The sequence below is a fragment of the Actinoplanes sp. NPDC048967 genome, assembly GCF_040649415.1.
Taxonomy (GTDB): Bacteria; Actinomycetota; Actinomycetes; order Mycobacteriales; family Micromonosporaceae; genus Actinoplanes.
In genome coordinates this window covers 770,740-788,833 of the sequence record NZ_JBEZFL010000003.1, presented here as the reverse complement: position 1 = coordinate 788,833, position 18,094 = coordinate 770,740, and the positions used below count along the sequence as shown (strand labels likewise).

The window sequence follows — 18,094 nt, the reverse complement described above, 5'->3', positions numbered from 1 at the left end:
TGGTCGGGTGAGCCACGAGAAGCGGCCGGTTAGGTGAGCCACGAAAAGCGGCCGGTTAGGTGAGCCACGGGAAGCAGCCGGTCAGGTGAGCCGCCGGAAGCGTCCCGGCGCTGACCCGTGCCGGCGCCGGAAAGCGGTGGCGAAAGCGAACTCGGAGGCGTAGCCGACCCGGTGCGCGACGGTGGCCACAGTGGCGTCCGAGTCACGCAGCAGTCGTGCCGCCACGGTCATCCGCCACCAGGTCAGGTAGGCCAGCGGCGGCCGTCCGATCAGGGCGTTGAAGCGACGGGCGAACGGCGCCCGGGACAGCCCGGCGTGCGCGGCGAGGGTGGCCACCGTCCAAGGGCGGCCGGGGTCCTCGTGCATGGCGTGCAGGGCGGCAGCGGTCACCGGGTCGCGCAGGGCCGCTGCCCAGCCGGTCGGTGCGGCGGGCTGCTCGGCGTACCAGCGGCGCAGCAGGAAGAGCAGGAGCATCTCCAGCAGCGCGGGCACGACTGCGTCCGTGCCGAGGCGGGGATGTTCCAGCTCGGCGGTGAGCAGGCCGACGGCGGCGCGCAGTTCGTCGGTGGGGCTCAGGTGGACCACTTCCGGCAGGTCGTGGACCAGCGGGTGGACCTGCGCCGGGTCGATCTCGTACGCGCCGCAGAGCGTGACCACCTCCTGCCCGTCTGACTGCGGCGGGGGCTTCGCAGTGTCGGCGCCGGGCACTGACCCCGGCGAGACGTCCGTGCACGGGGCAGGCACCGCGTCGGGCCTGTCGGCGAGGGCGTGCGCACGACCGTGCGGCCGGAACACGACATCGCCGGCGTGGAGCCGAACCGGCGCGGCACCACCGGGCGGAAGCAGCCACGGCGACCCCCGCAGGACCACCTGGAAACCCATCGCCCCGGGCACCTCGGCGAACTCCTGCGCCCACGGCGCATCCCACCCGAGCAGCATCGACCGCGGCCGCCCGGTCCGTTGCACGGCGAGCACATCACTGAGCACATCCATCGCCGCACCCGCCGAGACGATCGCGAAGGTTTCCGGGACTTGAAAGCATAGGTCGTCCTCCGCGACCCGCCTACGGTCGGTGGTCATGAGAGCTGCGCGCATCCACGAGTACGGCGACCCGGACGTCATCCGCGTCGAGGACATCCCCCAGCCGCTCCCGGGGCCCGGCGAGGTGCTGATCCGGGTGGCCGCCACGTCTCTGAACCCGACCGAGACGGCGCTGCGTTCCGGCTTGCTCGCAACGATGTTCCCGGTCGTCCTGCCGGTGACCCTGGGCTGGGACGTCGCGGGCACCGTCGACGGCGAGCCGGTTCTCGGCATGCTCGACGCAGGTGCGGCCGCCGAGTTCGCGGTGGCCCCGGCCAAGTCCCTGGTCCGAGCCCCCGCCACGGTCCCGCTCGCTGACGCTGCTGCCCTGCCGCTGGCCGGGATGACCGCCTGGCAGACCGTCACCGAACACGCCGCCATCACCCCGGGCGAACGCGTCCTGGTCAACGGCGCAGGAGGCGGCATCGGCGGCTGCACGGTCCAGCTGGCCAAGCACGCGGGCGCGTACGTGCTGGCCACCGCCGGCCCCCGCAGCGCCGCGACGGTCCGGAGCCTCGGCGCCGACGAGGTGCTCGACTACACCGCCGGCCCGTTGGCGGTGGGGGAGCCGGTCGACGCCGTGCTGAACTGCGCGGCGATCGACCCCGCCGCCGCGGCCGCACTCGTGCCCCTGGTCCGGCGGGGCGGCCGGATCATCACGGTGGCCACCCCGATCGAGTCGTCAGCGTCGGTGACCGCCCGGCACATGGTCACCCGCAACGATCCGGCCGACCTGGCCACGCTGGTGCGGCTGGTGGACGAAGGCGTGCTGCGGTTGGTGATCACTGACCGCCGTACGCTCGGCGACCTGCCGGAGCTGCACCGGCTCGCGGAATCAGGCGGCACCCACGGCAAGATCATCGTGACGCCGTCGCGCTGAGCGGGTCAGAGTGGGATGTTGCCGTGCGTGCCGCGGGCCGCCGGGGCCGCGGCCAGGGCTTCCGCGATGCGGCGGCGGGTGTGGTCCGGCGTGATCACGTCGTCCACCACGCCGATCTCCAGGGCCCGGTTGACCCCGCCGGCCGTGTGCAACTGCTCCTCGACCAGCGTCTCGCGGAGCGCCTCGCGCTGCTCGTGCGGGGCTGCCGCCAGTCGCTTGCGGTGCAGGATGTTCACCGCCGCGCTCGCGCCCATGACCGCGATCTCGGCGGTCGGCCAGGCGAACACGGCCGTGGCGCCCAGCGCGCGGGAGTTCATCGCGATGTACGCGCCGCCGTACGCCTTGCGGGTCACCAGCGTCACCCGCGGCACGACCGCCTCGGCGAACGCGTGCAGCAGCTTCGCGCCGCGCCGGACCACGCCGTCCCACTCCTGGCCGAGACCGGGCAGATACCCCGGTACGTCGACCAGCACGATCAGCGGCACGCCCAGCGAATCGCACATCCGCACGAACCGGGCGGCCTTCTCCGCACTGGTCGCGTCCAGGCAGCCACCGAGGCGCAGCGGATTGTTGGCGATGACGCCGACCGTACGACCGCCGAAGCGGCCCAGCGTCGTCGACACGTTCGGGGCCCATTTGGCGTGCAACTCCACGCCGGGCTCGTCGAGCAACGCCCGCACCACCGGCTTCACGTCGTACGCGCGGTTGGCCTGGGCCGGCATGGCCTGGGCCAGGTCGTGGCCCGGCGTGCTGCCCGCCGCGACGTCCGCCGGGGTGAGCCGGCCCTGCCGGCCGAGCAGGACGGTCAGCTTGCGCGCCTCGGCCAGCGCGCTCTCGTCGTCCTTGGTGGTGATGTGCACGACGCCGGAGCGGCGGCCGTGCGGCTCCGGACCGCCGAGGCGTTCCATGTCGACCTGCTCGCCGGTGACGCTGCGGACGACCTCCGGCCCGGTCACGAAGATCCGGCCGGCCTTGCTCATGATCACGATGTCGGTCAGCGCCGGGCCGTAGGCCGCGCCGCCGGCGGCGGGCCCGAGGACCACGGAAATCTGCGGTACGCGCCCGGACGCGCGCACCATCGCCGCGAAGATCTGCCCCACCCCGTCCAGCGCGACCACACCCTCGGCGAGCCGCGCCCCGCCGGAGTGCCAGAGCCCCAGTACCGGCACCCGCTCGCGGACCGCGGTGTCGATCGCGTCGACCACGTGCCGGCAGCCCTCGGCACCCATCGCCCCGCCCATCCGGGTGGCATCGGTGGCGAAGGCGATCGCCGGCGTGCCGTCGACCTCACCCCGGGCCCACAGCACGCCCGAGTCATCCGCCGGAGCGAGCAGACGCAGGGTGCCGCTGTCGAACAGTGCCCGCAGGCGAACCTGCGGATCGCGGGTGTCGATGGTGGGATCGGCGGGAGATGAGGTCGTGGTCACAGCGCTTCTCCTAACGGTTCACCGCGCGGGGTGAGGAACCGGACCGGTCACCCGCGGACAAGACCAGGGCGCGCGGGATGAGAAAACGGACCGGTCACCACGCGCGGACAGAGGCCGCACCACGCAGCATGAGAGACAGACCGGTCACCCGCGCGGGCTGAGTTCCGACCGCGCCTGCGAGGACCGGCCGGTCACCGCGCGGCGTGGAGATTTCCGACCGCGCGGTGATCGACCGGGTCCGTCAGGCGCGGGTGAAGACCAGGGCCACGTTGTGCCCGCCGAAGCCGAACGAGTTGTTCAGCGCCGCTGGGATGTCGAGCTGGCGGGCCTTGTGGGCGGCCACGTCGAGCGCGAGCTTGTCGTCGGGGTCGTCCAGGTTGATGGTCGGGGGGACGACGCTGTCGCGGATCGCCAGGATGGTGGCGATCGACTCCAGGGCGCCGGCCGCGCCGAGCAGGTGCCCGGACATCGACTTGGTCGAGGTGAGGACCGGGTGGTCGCCCACCGCGGTGAGCAGCGCCGCGATCTCCGTCATGTCCCCGGCCGGGGTGGAGGTCGCGTGCGCGTTGACGTGCACGATGTCGGCCTTGGTGAGGCCCGCGTCCTCGATCGCCCGGCGGATCGCCCGGATCGCGCCGGCGCCCTCGGGGTGCGGCTGCACGATGTCGTAGCCGTCCGAGGTGATGCCGGCCCCGGCCAGCCGCGCGTAGATCGTCGCGCCGCGGGCGATGGCGTGGTCGGCGCGCTCGAGGACGAGCGCTCCCGCGCCCTCGCCGAGCACGAAGCCGTCGCGGCCCTTGTCCCACGGCCGGGACGCCTTCTCCGGCTCGTCGTTGCGGGTCGACATGGCCCGCATCGAGGCGAAACCGGCGATCGGCAGCGGGTGGATCACGGCCTCGGTGCCGCCGGCCATGACCACGTCGGCCCGGCCGGAGCGGATGATGTCCAGGCCCAGCGACAGTGCCTCGGCGCCGGTCGCGCAGGCGCTGGCCATCGAGTGGACGCCCGCCTGGGCGCCGAGCTCGAGGCCGACCCAGGCGGCGGGGCCGTTGGGCATCAGCATCGGCACGGTGTGCGGGCTGACCCGGCGCGGCCCGGAGGCCTCCAGGATGTCGTCCTGGTTGAGCAGGGTCTGCGCACCGCCTATGCCGCTGCCGAAGCTCACGGCGAAGCGCTCCGGGTCGAGCCCGGAGTCCTTCAGGCCGGAGTCGGCCCAGGCCTGGTGGGCGGCGATCAGCGCGATCGCCTCGGAGCGGTCCAGCCGGCGCAGCTTGACCCGTTCGATCACCTCGGACGGGTCGACCGCGAGCTCCGCGGCGATGCGGACGGGCAACTGCGCGGCCCACTCCTGGGTGAGGGCTCTCACCCCGGAGCGGCCGGCGAGCATGGCGTCCCAGGTGGACGCGACGTCCCCGCCGAGCGGGGTCGTCGCGCCGAGCCCGGTGACGACGACGTCAGTGGTGCTCATGTCAGTGGTTCGCCTCGATGAAGGAGACGGCGTCGCCGACGGTCTTGAGGTTCTGCACCTCGTTGTCGGGGATCTTGACGCCGAACTTCTCCTCGGCGGCCACCACGACCTCGACCATGGACAGCGAGTCGACGTCCAGGTCGTCGGTGAAGGACTTCTCCTCGGCGACGTCGTCCGGGTTCACCCCGGCGACCTCCTCGAGGATCTCGGCGAGGCCGGAAGTGATCTCAGCGCGGGTTGCCATGTTCGGTGGTTCCTCTCGATGGTGGGAAAAGCTACGGGCAGCGGATGACCTGACCCGCGTACGTGAGGCCGCCGCCGAAGCCGAAGAGCAGGACCGGGGCGCCCGAGGGCACCTCGCGGCGCTCGACCAGCTTGGACAGGGCCAGCGGCACACTCGCCGCGGAGGTGTTGCCGGACTCGACCAGGTCCTTGGCGACGACGACGTCCGGGCCGAGGCCCAGGCGCTTGACGATGCCGTCGATGATGCGGGTGTTGGCCTGGTGCGGCACGAAGGCGGCGAGCTCCTCCGGCCGGACGCCGGCCCGCTCGCACGCCTGCAGGGCGAACGGCGCCAGCGCGGTGGTCGCCCAGCGGAAAACGATCTGGCCCTCCTGCTGGATGTACGGCTGCCAGCCCTCGATGCGCAGCACGTCGCCCTTGTCCGGGGCCGAGCCCCAGAGCACCGGGCCGACACCGGGCTGCTCGCCGTCGGGGACCGCGGAGACCACGGCCGCGCCGGCGCCGTCACCGAAGAGTACGGCGGTGGTGCGGTCGGTCCAGTCGGTGACGTCGGAGAGCTTCTCGGCGCCGATGACGATGGCGTTGCGGCTGGCGCCCGCCCGGATCGCGTGGTCGGCGGTGCCGAGGGCGTACGAGAAGCCGGAACAGGCGGTGTTGAGGTCCATCGCCGCCGGGGCGGTGATGCCCAGCCGGGCGGCGACGCGGGTCGCCACGTTGGGGCAGCGGTCGATGGAGGAGCAGGTGGCCACGACGACCATGTCGATGTCGGCGGCGCTGAGCCCGGAGCCGGCCAGCGCCTTCTCGGCGGCGAAGGTGGCCATGTCGGCGACCGACTCGGCGTCGGCGACGCGGCGCTCGGCGATGCCGACCCGGTCCTTGATCCACGCGTCGTTGGTGTTGACGATCTTGGCCAGATCGTCGTTGGTGACAATGCGCGAGGGCTGGTAGTGGCCCATCGCGACGATGCGGGAACCCGCGGTCATCGTGTTGCTCCTTCGTTCGCGACGGACGTGGTCACTGCTGCTGCCCGCCGATGCGGGCCACCGGCTGGCCGGGGGCCACCGGGTCGTCGTGGTGGGCGAGCCACTCGGTGAGGATCCCGGCGGCGTGCGCGGCGACCTCGACCGGTCCCTGCCGGGTGGTCACCTGGCCGATGACCTGACCCTGCCGCAGGTCCACGCCCTCGGCCAGGCCCTCGGCGGGCTGGAACAGCCCGGCGCTGGGCGCGACCACGACCCGGAAGAGCGGGGTGGGCTCGTGAGTGGAGGCGGTGCCGTGCCGGGCGATGAGGTCGCGCGCGGCGGGCAGGTCGTCCGGGGTGTTGAGGGTGACGATCTCGGGGGCGTTCTCGCCCTTGAGCTCGCGCTTGGCCAGCCCGGCCAGGGTGCCCGCCGGGGGGAGCTCGATGATCCCGGTGACGCCCAGGTCGCGCAGGTTGCGCAGCACCAGGTCCCAGCGGACCGGGGCGGTGACCTGGCGGACCAGGCGCCGCAGCATCTCGCGGCCGTGGTTGACAGCGGCGCCGTCCAGGTCGGACAGCAGGATCCGGGCCGGGTCGGCGACGGGCACGCCGGCCGCGACGGCCCCGAGGGCCCGCTCGGCCGGCGCCATGTACGGCGTGTGGAAAGCCCCCGCGACCTGCAGCGCGATGACCCGGGCGCGGGCCGGCGGCTCGGCGGCGAACTTGGCCAGCGCGTCCAGCGCACCGGCGGCGACGACCTGACCGGCACCGTTGCGGTTGGCCGGGTAGAGCCCGTGGCGCTCGATCGCGGCGATCACCTCGTCGGCGTCGCCGCCCAGCACGGCGCTCATACCGGTGGGCTCCAGCGCGCAGGCGGCGGCCATCTCGCGCCCGCGGACGCCGGCGAGGGTGACGGCGGACTCGGCCGACAGCACCCCGGCGAGGGCGGCGGCGCCGAGCTCACCGACGCTGTGCCCGGCGACCAGGGCGACGTCGTGCATCGGCAGGTGCTCGGCGGCGAGCAGGGCGGCCGCGACGAGCAGCGGCTGGGTGCGGGCGGTGTCCTTGATGTCGTCCGCGCCGGCCTCGGTGCCGAGGTGGATCAGGTCGACGCCGGAGAGGGCGGACCACCAGGTCAGCCGGGCCTCGGCCCCGGGCAGGCCGAGCCATCCGGAGAGGAAGCCGGGCTTCTGGGAACCCTGGCCGGGCGAGAGTACGGCGAGCACGGAGTCGACTCTTCCGGATGCGAGGTCGTTCCGGGGTTGCTGCACGGGACCAAACCCTACGACCGGCGTTGTAGCTTTCCTACAAACACCCCCGTGTTTCGCCCAGATTGGGCATGATATCGGGGCTCTTCCGGCGGTGCGGGCGGGACCGCGGAGCCCGGTGATTTAGCTCGCAGGGTCGAGGCGCCCGATGGTCAGAGCCATCCGCAACGCGAACGCGTCCCGGCCGTCCAGCGGTGACAGACTGGTCACCTCGGCGACCCTTTTGAGGCGGTACCGCACGGTGTTCGGGTGCACGAACAGCTCCCGGGCGGCACTTTCCAGCACGCCGCCGGCCGCGAAGAAGGCATCCAGCGTCTCCAGCAGCCCGCCGCCGGCGCGCGACAGTGCGCCGTACACATCGTGCCGCAGCGCCCGCCGGGCCTCGGAGTCCCCGGCCATGGCCCGTTCCGGCAGCAGGTCGTCGGCGGCCACCGGGTTCGGGGCGCCGGGCCAGGCGCGCGCCGCCCGGAAGCCGGCCAGGGCGGCCCGGGCCGACTCGGTGGCCTGGTCCAGTGAGGGGACGGCCGGGCCGACCACGATCGGCCCCTCGCCGAAGCTCGCGGCCAGGTGCCCGGCGGCCACCAGCGGGTCGGCGACCCCGCCGAGCACGACCACCAGCCGGTCGCCGTGCACCCCGCCGATGACCTCGACCCGGGCCCGCCGGGCGGCGCGATAGACGGAGTGCAGCACCGCCGTGATGTCGCCGCCGGGGGTGCGTCCGACCACCACGGCCACCGGTGGCGCGTCGGCCCAGCCCAGGGCGGCGGCCCGGCTGGCCAGTACGTCGGAGGAGTCGCCGCGCAGCAGGGCGTCGACCAGCAGCGCCTGCAGCCGGGCGTCCCAGGCGCCGCGGGACTCGGCGGCGCGGGCGTAGACCCGGGCGGCCGAGAAGGCGATCTCCCGGGAGAACTTGAGGATGGCGACCGCCAGGGCCTCCTCCTCGCCGGCCGCGGCCAGGCCGGTCACCTCGGCCTCGGCCACGTCGATGGTGACCTTGATGAGGGCGACGGTCTGGGTCAGCGTGATCGAGCGGGCCAGGGCGCGCGGGGCGGCGGCGAAGACCTCGTCGGAGATCTCCTGGGTGCCGGCCGCGGTGCCGCCCGAGCGCAGCCACTCGACCAGCGACCGCACCCCGGCCTGGGCGACGAGCATGACCCACGAGCGCTGGTCGGCCGGCAGGGCCCGGAACCAGGGCAGGGTCTCGTCCATCCGGGCGACGCTGGCGCTGGCCAGGGCCCCGGCGCGGCGCTCGACGCGGCGCAGGGTCGCGGCCAGCGGGGGGCGTTTCGCCGTACCGCCGGGTTTCGCGTCCTCTGCCACCCGGCCAGCCTGTCACGACCGGGCTCGCGGGCGCCCGCCGGTGCCTGGCATGTCTTTCCATGGCCGTGACCTGCCTGCTGGCTGTACCGTTCCGCGCGGTTACCGAGCTTTCTTCATCTGTAACCTTTGGGTTATTTGTCCGATATAGCGGTGCGCCTTCACCGTGATTTCGGTCGGTGACCTGGCAGGGTGTCGTCCTAGCGCCGCACGACTCGTGGGTGCGAGGTCTTAGGCCGGGCGGCACGGTGCCGATGAGACCCGGTGGTCCGGACGGCGGGCAGGAGAGGGGGCAGGGATGACGGAACGCGAGGACGGCCAGCTGTACGCCGAAGCGGAGCAGGTCGCCGCGGAGGAGTCGTTTCCCTCGGTCGCGTCTTCACAGGCCACCGAGGAGCCGGTCGACGACATCCCGCACCGGGTCGGCTGCCGCACCGAGCTGCGCGGCTGGGCCGGGGCCCATCTGCACGGCGCGGTCCGCCCCCGGCGCCGGGCAGTGAGCCGGGGGCGTCCGCCCGGCCGCTGGTGCTGAAGCGACGTCCCGCTCACCCTCGTGGGTGACTGACTGCGGTGTGGCGGGCTGGTTCCGGCCCATCGCCCGGCCGGTCTCGGCACCGTGTGTGTCCGTGGACGACAAGAGACGACTCATCCTCGACCAGGCCCTCGCCCTCGTCGACGAACACGGCCTCGGTGCCATGTCCATGCGCGCCGTCGCCGAACGGGTCGGACTCACCTCGATGGCCCTCTACCCGTACGTCGGTGGCAAGGACGCCCTGCTGGACGGGCTCGTCGACCTGCTGCACCTGGAGCTGGGCACCGAGTACGGCGAGGACCCCGGCGACATCGACTGGCGGCAGCGCCTGCGGGCCCTGGGCCGGGCGGTACGGGCGTTGTCGCGGGCGCATCCCGGCGCGTACCCGTTGCTGCTGAACCGCCGCTCCGCCGGCGCCTCCGCCTCCTGGCTGACCGCCGCCCTGCGCGGCTGCCTGCACGACGCCGGCGTGCCCGGGGAGCAGGTGCCGCGGCTGACCCGGATGATCTGCGCGTTCCTGCTCGGCTACACCGTCGGTGAGGTGACCGGGGGGCTGCCCGCGGACGAGGCGGCCTGCCACGAGGACGCCGCCGGGGAGTTCGACGCCGACCTGGACGACCTGGTCCGGCTGGTGGAGGTCACCGTTAGCGGCACGTGAGGCCGTTCGGCATCGCCGTGCGGGTGCTGTGGCCTATAAAGAGGCTTATGTCCGACGGGTACGTTCTGGAGCGGTACGTCCAGCTGCGCCGCGCCGCGTTCCTGATGTGCGGCGACTGGGCGCTCGCCGACGAGCTGGCCCGCACCACGCTGGCCCGGGTGCTGGCCGATCCCGACATCACCGAGCCGGACCTGTGGGCGTACGCCGATCTGATGGCCGCCTTCAAGAAGCCCCGCGGCCGGCGTGAGCACGTCTTCGTGGCCCCGGAACCAGCCCTGCTCACCGAACCGGTCCCGGCCGATCGAGGCCCGGGTGGTGGTCAGCTGCAACTGGCCACCGCGCCCGCCGAGGTCGACGCCGTGCACACCGTGCTGGTGCTGGACGCGCTGCACGGCCTCAGCCCGCGCTGCCGGGCCGTGCTGGTGCTGCGGCACTTCTGCGGGCTGGCCATCGACGAGACCGCCGACGCCCTCGATCTGGACGACAGCAGGGTGCTCGCCTTCGAGGCGGAGGGGCTGGGCGCGTTCGCGGGCCTGCTGGCCGCCGCCCGGCCGGTGGACGTGCGATGAGTGCGCTGCTCACGGCGGTGCTGGAGAAGGCCTGCGAGAGCGAGCCGCCGCCCGGCGACGCGGTTCCGGACATCAACCGGCGGGCCGACCGGCTGCGCCGCCGCCGGGCCTGGCGCGTGGTGCTGGCCGGCCTGGTCGCGGTGGCCCTGGTCGTGCTGCTCGGCTTCGTCCTCACGAACGTCCTGCTGCCCGGGCACAAGGCCCGGTCGACCGCCGCGGTGCCCGTCCCGCAGCCCCGCCCGTCCGCCGTCCTCGACCCGGTGCTGAGCGTGCTGGCGCCGCCGGTGGACGCGAAGGGCTACCGGATCGTGCCGCGCCCGCCCAGCGCGGGCACCGGCTGGCGGCAGTACGCGGTGCTGAACGCGGCCGGGGAACCGCGGGGCCTGGTCGAGGTCGCCGTCTACGACGCGCCGGCCGGGCTCTGCCTGCCCGTGCAGGCCGAGCCGGCGGCCTGCGCGCTGCCGGACCGGACCCGGGGCGGCATCGAGTACGCGCGCTACGCCGAGACCGGCGACGTCGACTGGCAGGTCCACGAGGTGATCGCCCGCCGGGTGGTCGACGGCCGCACGGTGGCGGTGATGGCCACCGGGGAACGGGGCACCGGCAGCGCCGAGCTGGGCGAGCCCCCGCTGACCACGGTGGAGGTGGCTCAGGCCGCCACGAACCGGCGCCTGCCGGACGCCTTCGGGGTGGGGGAGCGCTGCAACGCGCCCGCCCCCGCCTGCCCGATCCTGCGGGTCCCGGTGCGTCCGGCCGGTTGAGGTCAGACCCGGCGGCGGATCAGGAACGCGATGCCGCCCAGGCCCAGCAGGATCGTGAGCAGGACCGCGCCGTTGAGCAGGTACAGCCGGCGCATGTCGGACAGCACGTCGTTGACGCCCTCGACCGGGTCCAGCTCCTCGGCCTGCACGTCCTCGCCGATGCCGCCGCCGATGCCGCCGCTGACCACGTCCGGCTTCTCCTTGAGCGGCACGCCGCTCAGGCGCAGCGACTCCGACATGGTCAGCCGCCCGTAGAACCAGCCGGGCGTCTTCTTGCCGGTCGGCTGCTTGGCCGGCCGGAACGCCCGCGGGCCGCCGGCGGCGTTCGGGTAGAGCTCGTAGGTCTGGTTGGCCTTGTCCTTGATCAGCACGGTGACGGTGAACTTGGGGCCGAGCTTCTTCGCCTCCGGCTTGGAAGTGGTCGGCGTCGTGGTCGCCAGCCAGCTGACCTCACTGAGCAGCTGCTTGAACAGGTCCGGCCGCTCGCTCTGCTGCACCGTCACGCTGTTGCCGGGGAACTTGCCGGCGATCTGCACCGCCGTGGGCTTGGCCGGCGCCTTGGGTGCGGCCAGCGCGGCACCGGCGGCCGGCCGGTCCGGCGCGGCCTGCGCTGCGCTGGGTGCGGCGACTCCCGCGCTCAGCGCGACAGTCGCCGCGAACACTCCGGTCGCCGACAGCAATCGGGCGATCACCCCTTGAACCACCGTCCGGCCTCCCCGCCCCGTGGATGACATACATGCGCCGGCCGGAACGGCGCGCCCGGAAAGGACCCGTCGCCGGCACGGCCCAGTCCTCACAGCCTGCCCGCAGATCGTCTCGGCCGCATCCCGGAACGGGACGAATTGGAGCTATCTGGGATCGACTGCATCGGTGGACCTTGGCCGCTGATCAGCGGGCGAATAGTACCCAGCGAGGGCAAGCCGAGGGGGTTCCGGTCACCCGTGCTGCTGACGTTCATACCCCTTTGACGGGCTGAACTGGCCAGGACGTTGCCTGGTGAGGTACGCGCGCGCCGTCAGCCGAGCGCGCGCGTACCGAAATGGTCACGAAACCTCAGGCCAGGCGGGACCGGGCCGCCGCCAGCCGGGCCAGGGTCCGTTCGCGGCCCAGCACCTCCAGCGATTCGAACAGCGGCAGGCCGATCGTGCGGCCGGTCGTCGCGACGCGTACCGGTGCCTGGGTCTTGCCCAGCTTGAGCCCGCGTTCCTCGCCGACCCGCTCGAGGGCGGCCTTCAGCGGCTCGGCCGACCACGTCTCCAGCGCGCCGAACGCCGCGACGGCGGCGTCCAGGATGTCGCCCGCGCCCTCCTTCATCGCCTTGTTCCACGACTGCTCGTCGCGGACCGGCTCGGCCAGGAAGAGGAAGTCGACGTAGTCGACGATCTCGCTGAGCACGGCGATGCGGGTCTGGGCCAGCGGTGCCACCGCGGCGAACACGGTGGAGTCGAAGGCCGACGGCTCCCACGGCGGTGCCGGGATCGTGTCGGTGCCGCCCAGCCAGGGCGCGCACACCGCGGCGAACTCCTCGGCGTCCAGGGCCCGGATGTAGTCGCCGTTGAACGCCCGCAGCTTCTTCACGTCGAAGAACGCGGGGGAGTGGCTGACGTCCTCGAGCCGGAACTCCTCCTCGACGACCGACCACGGCACGATCTCGCGGTCGCCGGAGGGCGCCCAGCCGAGCAGCATCAGGTAGTTGCGCATGGCGGCGGCGAGATAGCCCTCGTCGCGGTACGACTCCAGGGCCACCTTGTCCCGCCGCTTGGAGAGCTTCTGCCGCTTCTCGTTGACGATGACCGGCACGTGTCCCCACACCGGGGGCTTGACCCCGAGCGCCTCCCAGAGCAGCTGCTGCTTCGGGGTGTTGGGCAGGTGCTCCTCGGCCCGGATGACGTGGGTGATCCCCATGGTCATGTCGTCCACGACGTTGGCCAGCAGGAAGACGGCCGAGCCGTCGCTGCGGGCGATGACGAAGTCCTCGAGCAGTTTGTTCTCGAAGGTGGGCTCGCCGCGGACCAGGTCGACGACCACGGTCTCGCCCTCGTCGGGGGTGCGGAAGCGCAGTGCCCGTCCCTCGCCGGGGCCCAGCGCCCGGTCGCGGCAGAAGCCGTCGTAGCCGATGTGGGTGTTGCCGGTGCGGGCGATCACGTCGTCGCGGGTGCAGTCGCAGTAGTAGGCGCGACCCTCGCCGTAGAGGCGGGTCGCGGCCGCGGTGTGCTCGGCGGCGTACGTCGACTGGTAGTAGGGGCCCTCGTAGGAGCCGCGTTCGATGCCGATCCAGTCGAGCGCCGAGAGGATGCCCTCCGTCCACTCGGGACGGTTGCGGGCGGCGTCGGTGTCCTCGATGCGCAGGACGAAGACGCCACCGTGCTGCTGGGCGAAGATCCAGTTCTGCAGCGCCGAGCGGGCGCCGCCGACGTGGAACATTCCGGTCGGAGAAGGGGCGAAGCGTACGCGTACTGTCACCCGACCAGCCTACGGCGCTTGTCGAGTCCCCTGTCGGCGACCTTTTATCACGTCTTATATTGACGACTATTAGTTAACCTTCTTAAACTTCAGCCGCCCGATGTCATCCCCGACGGCGCCCCCACGCCGGACAGTGAGGTCCCTGATGAAGAGAAGACTGGCTGCCGCAGCCGCTGCGGTCGCCGTGGTGGCCGCCAGCGCGATCGCCATGCAAGGCACGTCCGAGGCCGCCGTACTGCCCAACAACTTCAAGAGCGTCGGCTACATGCCGTCCTGGGCCGGCAGCGTCAACAGCATCCAGTACAGCAAGCTCACCCACATCAACTACGCCTTCGTGCTACCGAACTCCAACGGCACCCTGCAGGGGGTTCCGGACCCGGCCAAGCTGCAGTCGCTGGTCTCGCTCGGACACCAGAACAACGTCAAGGTCGGGCTCGCCCTCGGCGGCTGGAACGACGGCAACGACTCGGCCTTCGAGGCGCTCGCCGGCAACTCCGGCGCCCGCACCACCTTCGTCAACGCCGTCATGGGCCTGGTCGGCCAGTACAACCTGGACGGCATCGACATCGACTGGGAATATCCCGACCCGGGCACCTCGGGCAACAACTACACGGCCCTGATGCAGCAGCTCAGCACCGCCCTGCACGGCCAGGGCAAGCTGCTCACCGCGGCGGTCGTCTCCGAGGGTGGCACGGCCAACGGCGTACAGCCGGCGGTGTTCGGCATGGTCGACTGGCTCAACATCATGGCGTACGACGGCGGCAGCCCGCACGCCAACTACGACTGGTCGATCGCCAGCGTCAACTTCTGGAAGAACCGCGGCCTGCCGGCTTCGAAGGCGGTGCTCGGCGTGCCGTTCTACAGCCGGCCCGGCTACAAGACGTACGCGCAGATCGTCGCCACCAACCCGGCCTTCGCCAACCAGGACTGCGCCACGATCGCCGGCGTGCAGGAGTGCTACAACGGCCTGCCGACGATCCGCCGCAAGACCCAGTGGGCCATGGCCAACGCCGGCGGCATCATGAACTGGGAGCTCTCCCAGGACGCGACGGGCGCCAACTCGCTGGTCAGCGCCATCTACTCGACGGCGACCGGCGGTGGCACGCCGACCACCCCGCCGCCCTCGGGGCGTACCGGCCGGATCACCGGCATCGCCGGCAAGTGTGTCGACATCGCCGCGGCGTCGTCGGCCAACGGCACCGCCGTGCAGCTCTACGACTGCAACGGCAGCGCCGCGCAGAACTGGACCGTAGCGACCGACGGCACGCTGCGCGGGCTGGGCAAGTGCCTGGACGTGGCGGCGGCCGGCACCGCGAACGGCTCGCTGGTGCAGATCTACGACTGCAACGGCACCGGCGCCCAGCAGTGGCAGGCGCAGAGCAACGGCACCCTGCGCAACCCGGTCAGCAACAAGTGTCTGGACGCGTCGAACAACAGCTCGGCCAACGGCACCCGACTGCAGATCTGGGAGTGCTTCGCCGGTACGAACCAGCGCTGGACCCTGCCCGCGTGACAGCTGATCCGCGCGGTCCCGCTGACTCAGGGGACCGCGCGGATCCGTACCACCAGGACCGCGCCGAGCAGGGTGACCACCGCGGTCAGCGCGTACAGCGTGGAATAGCCGCCCAGGTGGGTGACCAGCGGCGCCGCGATGGCCGGCCCGAGCACCTGCGGCGCGGCCGTCGCGATGTTGATCACCCCGAGGTCCTTGGCCCGGTCCACCGCGGCCGGCAGCACCTGGGTGATCAGCGCGGTGTCGACGGCCAGGTAGACGCCGTAGCCCGCGCCCAGCAGCACCGAGGCGACCAGGGCCACCGGCCAGGTCGGCCAGATCGCCAGCAACAGGGCCGCGACCGCGATGACCACCCCGGACCACACCACGAAGATCTTGCGGCGCCCGGACCGGTCGGAGAGCCGGCCGCCGAGCACCGCCGTCGCGACCATGCCCGCCGTGTAGAGCAGGATCATGATCAGCAGCCCGGTGTCCGGGTCGGCCAGCCGGAGCCGGTCGGTGAGGAAATACAGCAGGTAGAGCGTGCCCAGAGCGTTGCCGAGCTGGACCAGGAACCGGGTGCCCCAGGCCCAGCCGAAGTCGGGATGCTCCCGCAGGACCCGCCACAGCCCGGTCCGCGGCCGCGGCCGGGCCGGCCCGGCGGGCAGCGGATCGTCCGGGGTGAGCAGCACGAACGGCACCGCCAGCAGCAGCAGGACCAGGGCCATCATGAGGTAACCCGCGGCGACGCCGGTGACCACCGCGGTGACCAGCACCGCGCCGAGCACCAGGCCGAGCGCCTGCGGCATGCCGATCCAGCCGGAGACCATGCCCCGCTGACCGACCGGGACCCGGTCCGGGACCGCCGCGGTCAGCGTGGCCAGCATGATGTTGAGCCCGAGCTGGGCGCCGGCCCAGCCCAGCGCCACACCCGCGAGGTGCCGCTGACCGGCCAGAGCCAGCAGCGACAGGGCGGCGATCAGGGCGCCGGCCAGCGTCCAGACGTGCCGGCGACCGTACGACCGGCCGCCCAGGCGCAACCGGGTCCGGTCGGAGTACAGGCCGGCCAGCGGGTTGACGACGATCGCGACCAGCGCGCCGAGGGCGGTGACCCAGCCCAGCGCGGCTTCCTTGCCCTCGATGCCCAGCTCGCTGATCTGTCCCGGGAGCAGCACCTGCACCGGCGTGAAGAACGCCATCCACAGGCCCAGGTTCGCGGCGGACAGCAGGGCGACCCACGAACGGGGGACCGGCCGTACGGGCTCGGCCAGCGCGGCAGGCGCGTCCTGCATGACGCTCATCGGACCCCCGGAACGGGCTTCAGCGGATGACGGACCCCTCGGGCAGGGCCCGCCGGGTGGCGGCGGACAGCGGGGTGAACGGCGTGACGACCGGGTGGCCGTCGGCGAGCTCCCACACCCCCTCGATGCGGCCGTTCACCACCAGCGTGGGGGAGATCCAGCCCTGCGGCCGGGAAACCGCCGACTTCGGCCCGCTGCTCACCGTTTCGAGCCGGCGCAGGCTGCCCACCACGTACGGGTCGAAGGCCGGCAGCAGCAGCACCGTGTCCCCGCCGCCCGCGTCCGGCGCGTCGACCGGCAGAAACCCCTCGTCCCCGACCGGCCGCAGCCGGTCGGCCAGCCGGGCGAAGGACTTCTTGGCCAGCGGTGGCTTGAGGTCGAACCAGCGGGCGAACTCGGCCGCGTCGGCCGGCCCGTACGCGTCCAGGTGCTGGAGCACCAGCTGGTCGATCGCGTCCTCGGCGGGCACCGGCGCCCAGTCGCCCAGCCAGGCCCGCGGGGCCACGAACGTCACGTGCCGGCCCCGGGGCGGCCCCGAGCAGAGCAGTCCGCGGAAGGCCAGCGGCTTGAGGATCGCCCCGAACCCCTGATTCAGCGGACCGCGCAGGTCCTCGTGCCCGGTGGCCTCGATGATCGCGCCGGCCAGTTCCTCGCGGGTCAGCGGCGTGGCCCCCAGCAGGTCGGGCAGCGCCGCGATGATGTCGCGCATCTGCTCGGCCGTCACGCCGTGGAACTTGAGCCACGAGCCGGTGGTCTCGCGGGTCCGGGTGCTCATCGCGGCCACCCAGACCGGCAGGTCGGCCGCGGGCAGCAGGTGCAGCGTGCCCCGCGCGGCCCAGGTCCGGACCAGCGACTTCTGCCGGTACAGCGCGGCTTCCAGATCCGGCTCGCTGCCCAGCCGCAAGGTCGCCGAGGCCAGTGCCGAGGAGGCGACCTGGGCGTGCAGGCCGCCGACCCGCCGGGCCGCCGCGACCACGTCGCCGGCCTTGGCGCTGCCGAGGTGGTGCCGGTCGATCCGGCGCCGCAGGATCTCGTCGAGCTTCATGCGCTGCAGCCTCGCATGTTGAGGTAGCGCGGCGGGACCGGCTGAGGCAGGCTCAGCTGTTCGATCGCCACAACACGGAGGCCGGTAGGCATGGGAAAGATCATCGCGGTGGAGTACGTGACCCTGGACGGCGTCTTCGAGGAGCCGGCCTGGAGCGGGCCGTACTTCAACGACGAGCTCGGCGCCTGGCAGAGCAGCAACCTCATGGAGGCCGACGCGCTGCTGTTGGGCCGGCGGACGTACGAGGGCTTCAAGGCCGCCTGGCCGCAGATGGAGGAAGCGACCGGCGACTTCGGCAAGAAGATGAACGGGATGGCAAAGTACGTCGCCACCACCACGCTCACCGAGCCGGAGTGGAACGCGGAGTTCCTCCAGGGTGACGTGGTCGAAGCGGTCACCAGGCTCAAGACCGGCTCCGGTGCGCTGCTGATCAACGGCAGCGCCTCGCTGGTGAACCTGCTGACCCGGCACAACCTCATCGACGAGTACCGGATCATGGTCTACCCGGTGGTGGTCGGCGAGGGCCGCAAGCTGTGGGACGAGGGCACCAAGGTCGCGCTGAAGCTGAGCAGCACGTTCACCACCACGACCGGTGTCCAGGTGCTCACCTACCTGCCGGCCTGACCGCG

Annotated in this window: 18 protein-coding genes; 7 read left to right on the top strand and 11 right to left on the bottom strand. The window is 72.6% G+C overall.

Annotated elements, in window-relative coordinates; translation table 11 throughout:
* Nucleotides 1-81 precede the first annotated feature (81 nt).
* Entirely contained in the window at nt 82-993 is a 912-nt protein-coding gene (locus AB0C12_RS16255) for an AraC family transcriptional regulator (RefSeq protein WP_360548490.1), read from the bottom strand.
* 85 nt (nt 994-1,078) lie between these two features.
* Here AB0C12_RS16255 and AB0C12_RS16250 point away from each other — a divergent pair, with 85 nt between their 5' ends.
* The gene (locus AB0C12_RS16250; protein ID WP_360548488.1) at nt 1,079-1,960 is read left to right on the top strand and encodes an NADP-dependent oxidoreductase; all 882 of its coding nucleotides are present in this window, start codon (nt 1,079-1,081) and stop codon (nt 1,958-1,960) included.
* A 5-nt stretch (nt 1,961-1,965) separates the two neighbouring features.
* Here the strand turns inward: AB0C12_RS16250 and AB0C12_RS16245 are convergent, their stop codons facing one another.
* From AB0C12_RS16245 to AB0C12_RS16220, 6 genes are all read right to left on the bottom strand, one after another.
* Nucleotides 1,966-3,387 (bottom strand): carboxyl transferase domain-containing protein, encoded by a 1,422-nt coding sequence (locus AB0C12_RS16245; RefSeq protein ID WP_360548486.1) that lies wholly within the window; start codon nt 3,385-3,387, stop codon nt 1,966-1,968.
* 241 nt (nt 3,388-3,628) lie between these two features.
* Nucleotides 3,629-4,855, bottom strand: a complete 1,227-nt coding sequence (gene fabF / locus AB0C12_RS16240; RefSeq protein WP_360548484.1) for a beta-ketoacyl-ACP synthase II — start codon at nt 4,853-4,855, stop codon at nt 3,629-3,631.
* A 1-nt stretch (nt 4,856) separates the two neighbouring features.
* Complete coding sequence (locus AB0C12_RS16235) at nt 4,857-5,099, bottom strand: acyl carrier protein (protein WP_023359558.1); 243 nt, start codon at nt 5,097-5,099, stop codon at nt 4,857-4,859.
* A gap of 31 nt (nt 5,100-5,130) precedes the next feature.
* Entirely contained in the window at nt 5,131-6,081 is a 951-nt protein-coding gene (locus AB0C12_RS16230; protein WP_360548482.1) for a beta-ketoacyl-ACP synthase III, read from the bottom strand.
* A 31-nt stretch (nt 6,082-6,112) separates the two neighbouring features.
* The gene (locus AB0C12_RS16225) at nt 6,113-7,285 is read right to left on the bottom strand and encodes an acyltransferase domain-containing protein (RefSeq protein WP_360548481.1); all 1,173 of its coding nucleotides are present in this window, start codon (nt 7,283-7,285) and stop codon (nt 6,113-6,115) included.
* 165 nt (nt 7,286-7,450) lie between these two features.
* The gene (locus AB0C12_RS16220; protein ID WP_360548479.1) at nt 7,451-8,647 is read right to left on the bottom strand and encodes a helix-turn-helix domain-containing protein; all 1,197 of its coding nucleotides are present in this window, start codon (nt 8,645-8,647) and stop codon (nt 7,451-7,453) included.
* 295 nt (nt 8,648-8,942) lie between these two features.
* On the opposite strand from AB0C12_RS16220, the gene AB0C12_RS16215 reads away from it, so the two are divergent.
* The 4 genes from AB0C12_RS16215 to AB0C12_RS16200 all read left to right on the top strand — a co-directional run bounded on the left by AB0C12_RS16215 (nt 8,943) and on the right by AB0C12_RS16200 (nt 11,164).
* Nucleotides 8,943-9,176 carry a hypothetical protein gene (locus tag AB0C12_RS16215; RefSeq protein ID WP_360549070.1) on the top strand — a complete coding sequence of 78 codons (234 nt, stop codon included), beginning with the start codon at nt 8,943-8,945 and terminating at the stop codon, nt 9,174-9,176.
* Nucleotides 9,177-9,270: 94 nt separating this feature from the next.
* Nucleotides 9,271-9,834 carry a TetR/AcrR family transcriptional regulator gene (locus AB0C12_RS16210; RefSeq protein ID WP_360548477.1) on the top strand — a complete coding sequence of 188 codons (564 nt, stop codon included), beginning with the start codon at nt 9,271-9,273 and terminating at the stop codon, nt 9,832-9,834.
* A 47-nt stretch (nt 9,835-9,881) separates the two neighbouring features.
* Nucleotides 9,882-10,403 carry a sigma factor-like helix-turn-helix DNA-binding protein gene (locus tag AB0C12_RS16205; protein ID WP_360548476.1) on the top strand — a complete coding sequence of 174 codons (522 nt, stop codon included), beginning with the start codon at nt 9,882-9,884 and terminating at the stop codon, nt 10,401-10,403.
* A complete protein-coding gene (locus AB0C12_RS16200; RefSeq protein WP_360548474.1) occupies nt 10,400-11,164 on the top strand; it encodes a hypothetical protein in 765 nt (254 codons plus the stop codon). The genes AB0C12_RS16205 and AB0C12_RS16200 overlap by 4 nt, the downstream gene beginning before the upstream one ends.
* Nucleotides 11,165-11,166: 2 nt before the next feature.
* Here AB0C12_RS16200 and AB0C12_RS16195 read toward each other — a convergent pair whose 3' ends face one another.
* Both AB0C12_RS16195 and gltX read right to left on the bottom strand, forming a co-directional pair.
* Nucleotides 11,167-11,856, bottom strand: a complete 690-nt coding sequence (locus tag AB0C12_RS16195; RefSeq protein WP_360548472.1) for a hypothetical protein — start codon at nt 11,854-11,856, stop codon at nt 11,167-11,169.
* Nucleotides 11,857-12,217: 361 nt separating this feature from the next.
* The gene (gene gltX, locus AB0C12_RS16190; RefSeq protein ID WP_360548470.1) at nt 12,218-13,627 is read right to left on the bottom strand and encodes a glutamate--tRNA ligase; all 1,410 of its coding nucleotides are present in this window, start codon (nt 13,625-13,627) and stop codon (nt 12,218-12,220) included.
* Between the two features lie 145 nt (nt 13,628-13,772).
* Here gltX and AB0C12_RS16185 point away from each other — a divergent pair, with 145 nt between their 5' ends.
* On the top strand, nt 13,773-15,140 hold the full coding sequence (locus AB0C12_RS16185; RefSeq protein ID WP_360548468.1) for a glycosyl hydrolase family 18 protein: 1,368 nt from the start codon (nt 13,773-13,775) through the stop codon (nt 15,138-15,140).
* A 26-nt stretch (nt 15,141-15,166) separates the two neighbouring features.
* On the opposite strand, the gene AB0C12_RS16180 is transcribed toward AB0C12_RS16185, so the two are convergent.
* Nucleotides 15,167-16,420 (bottom strand): MFS transporter, encoded by a 1,254-nt coding sequence (locus tag AB0C12_RS16180; protein WP_360548466.1) that lies wholly within the window; start codon nt 16,418-16,420, stop codon nt 15,167-15,169.
* Between the two features lie 19 nt (nt 16,421-16,439).
* Complete coding sequence (locus AB0C12_RS16175) at nt 16,440-17,465, bottom strand: winged helix DNA-binding domain-containing protein (RefSeq protein WP_360548464.1); 1,026 nt, start codon at nt 17,463-17,465, stop codon at nt 16,440-16,442.
* Nucleotides 17,466-17,555: 90 nt separating this feature from the next.
* On the opposite strand from AB0C12_RS16175, the gene AB0C12_RS16170 reads away from it, so the two are divergent.
* Nucleotides 17,556-18,089: a dihydrofolate reductase family protein gene (locus AB0C12_RS16170; protein WP_360548462.1), complete on the top strand. Its 534-nt coding sequence runs from the start codon at nt 17,556-17,558 to the stop codon at nt 18,087-18,089.
* Nucleotides 18,090-18,094: the final 5 nt, after the last annotated feature.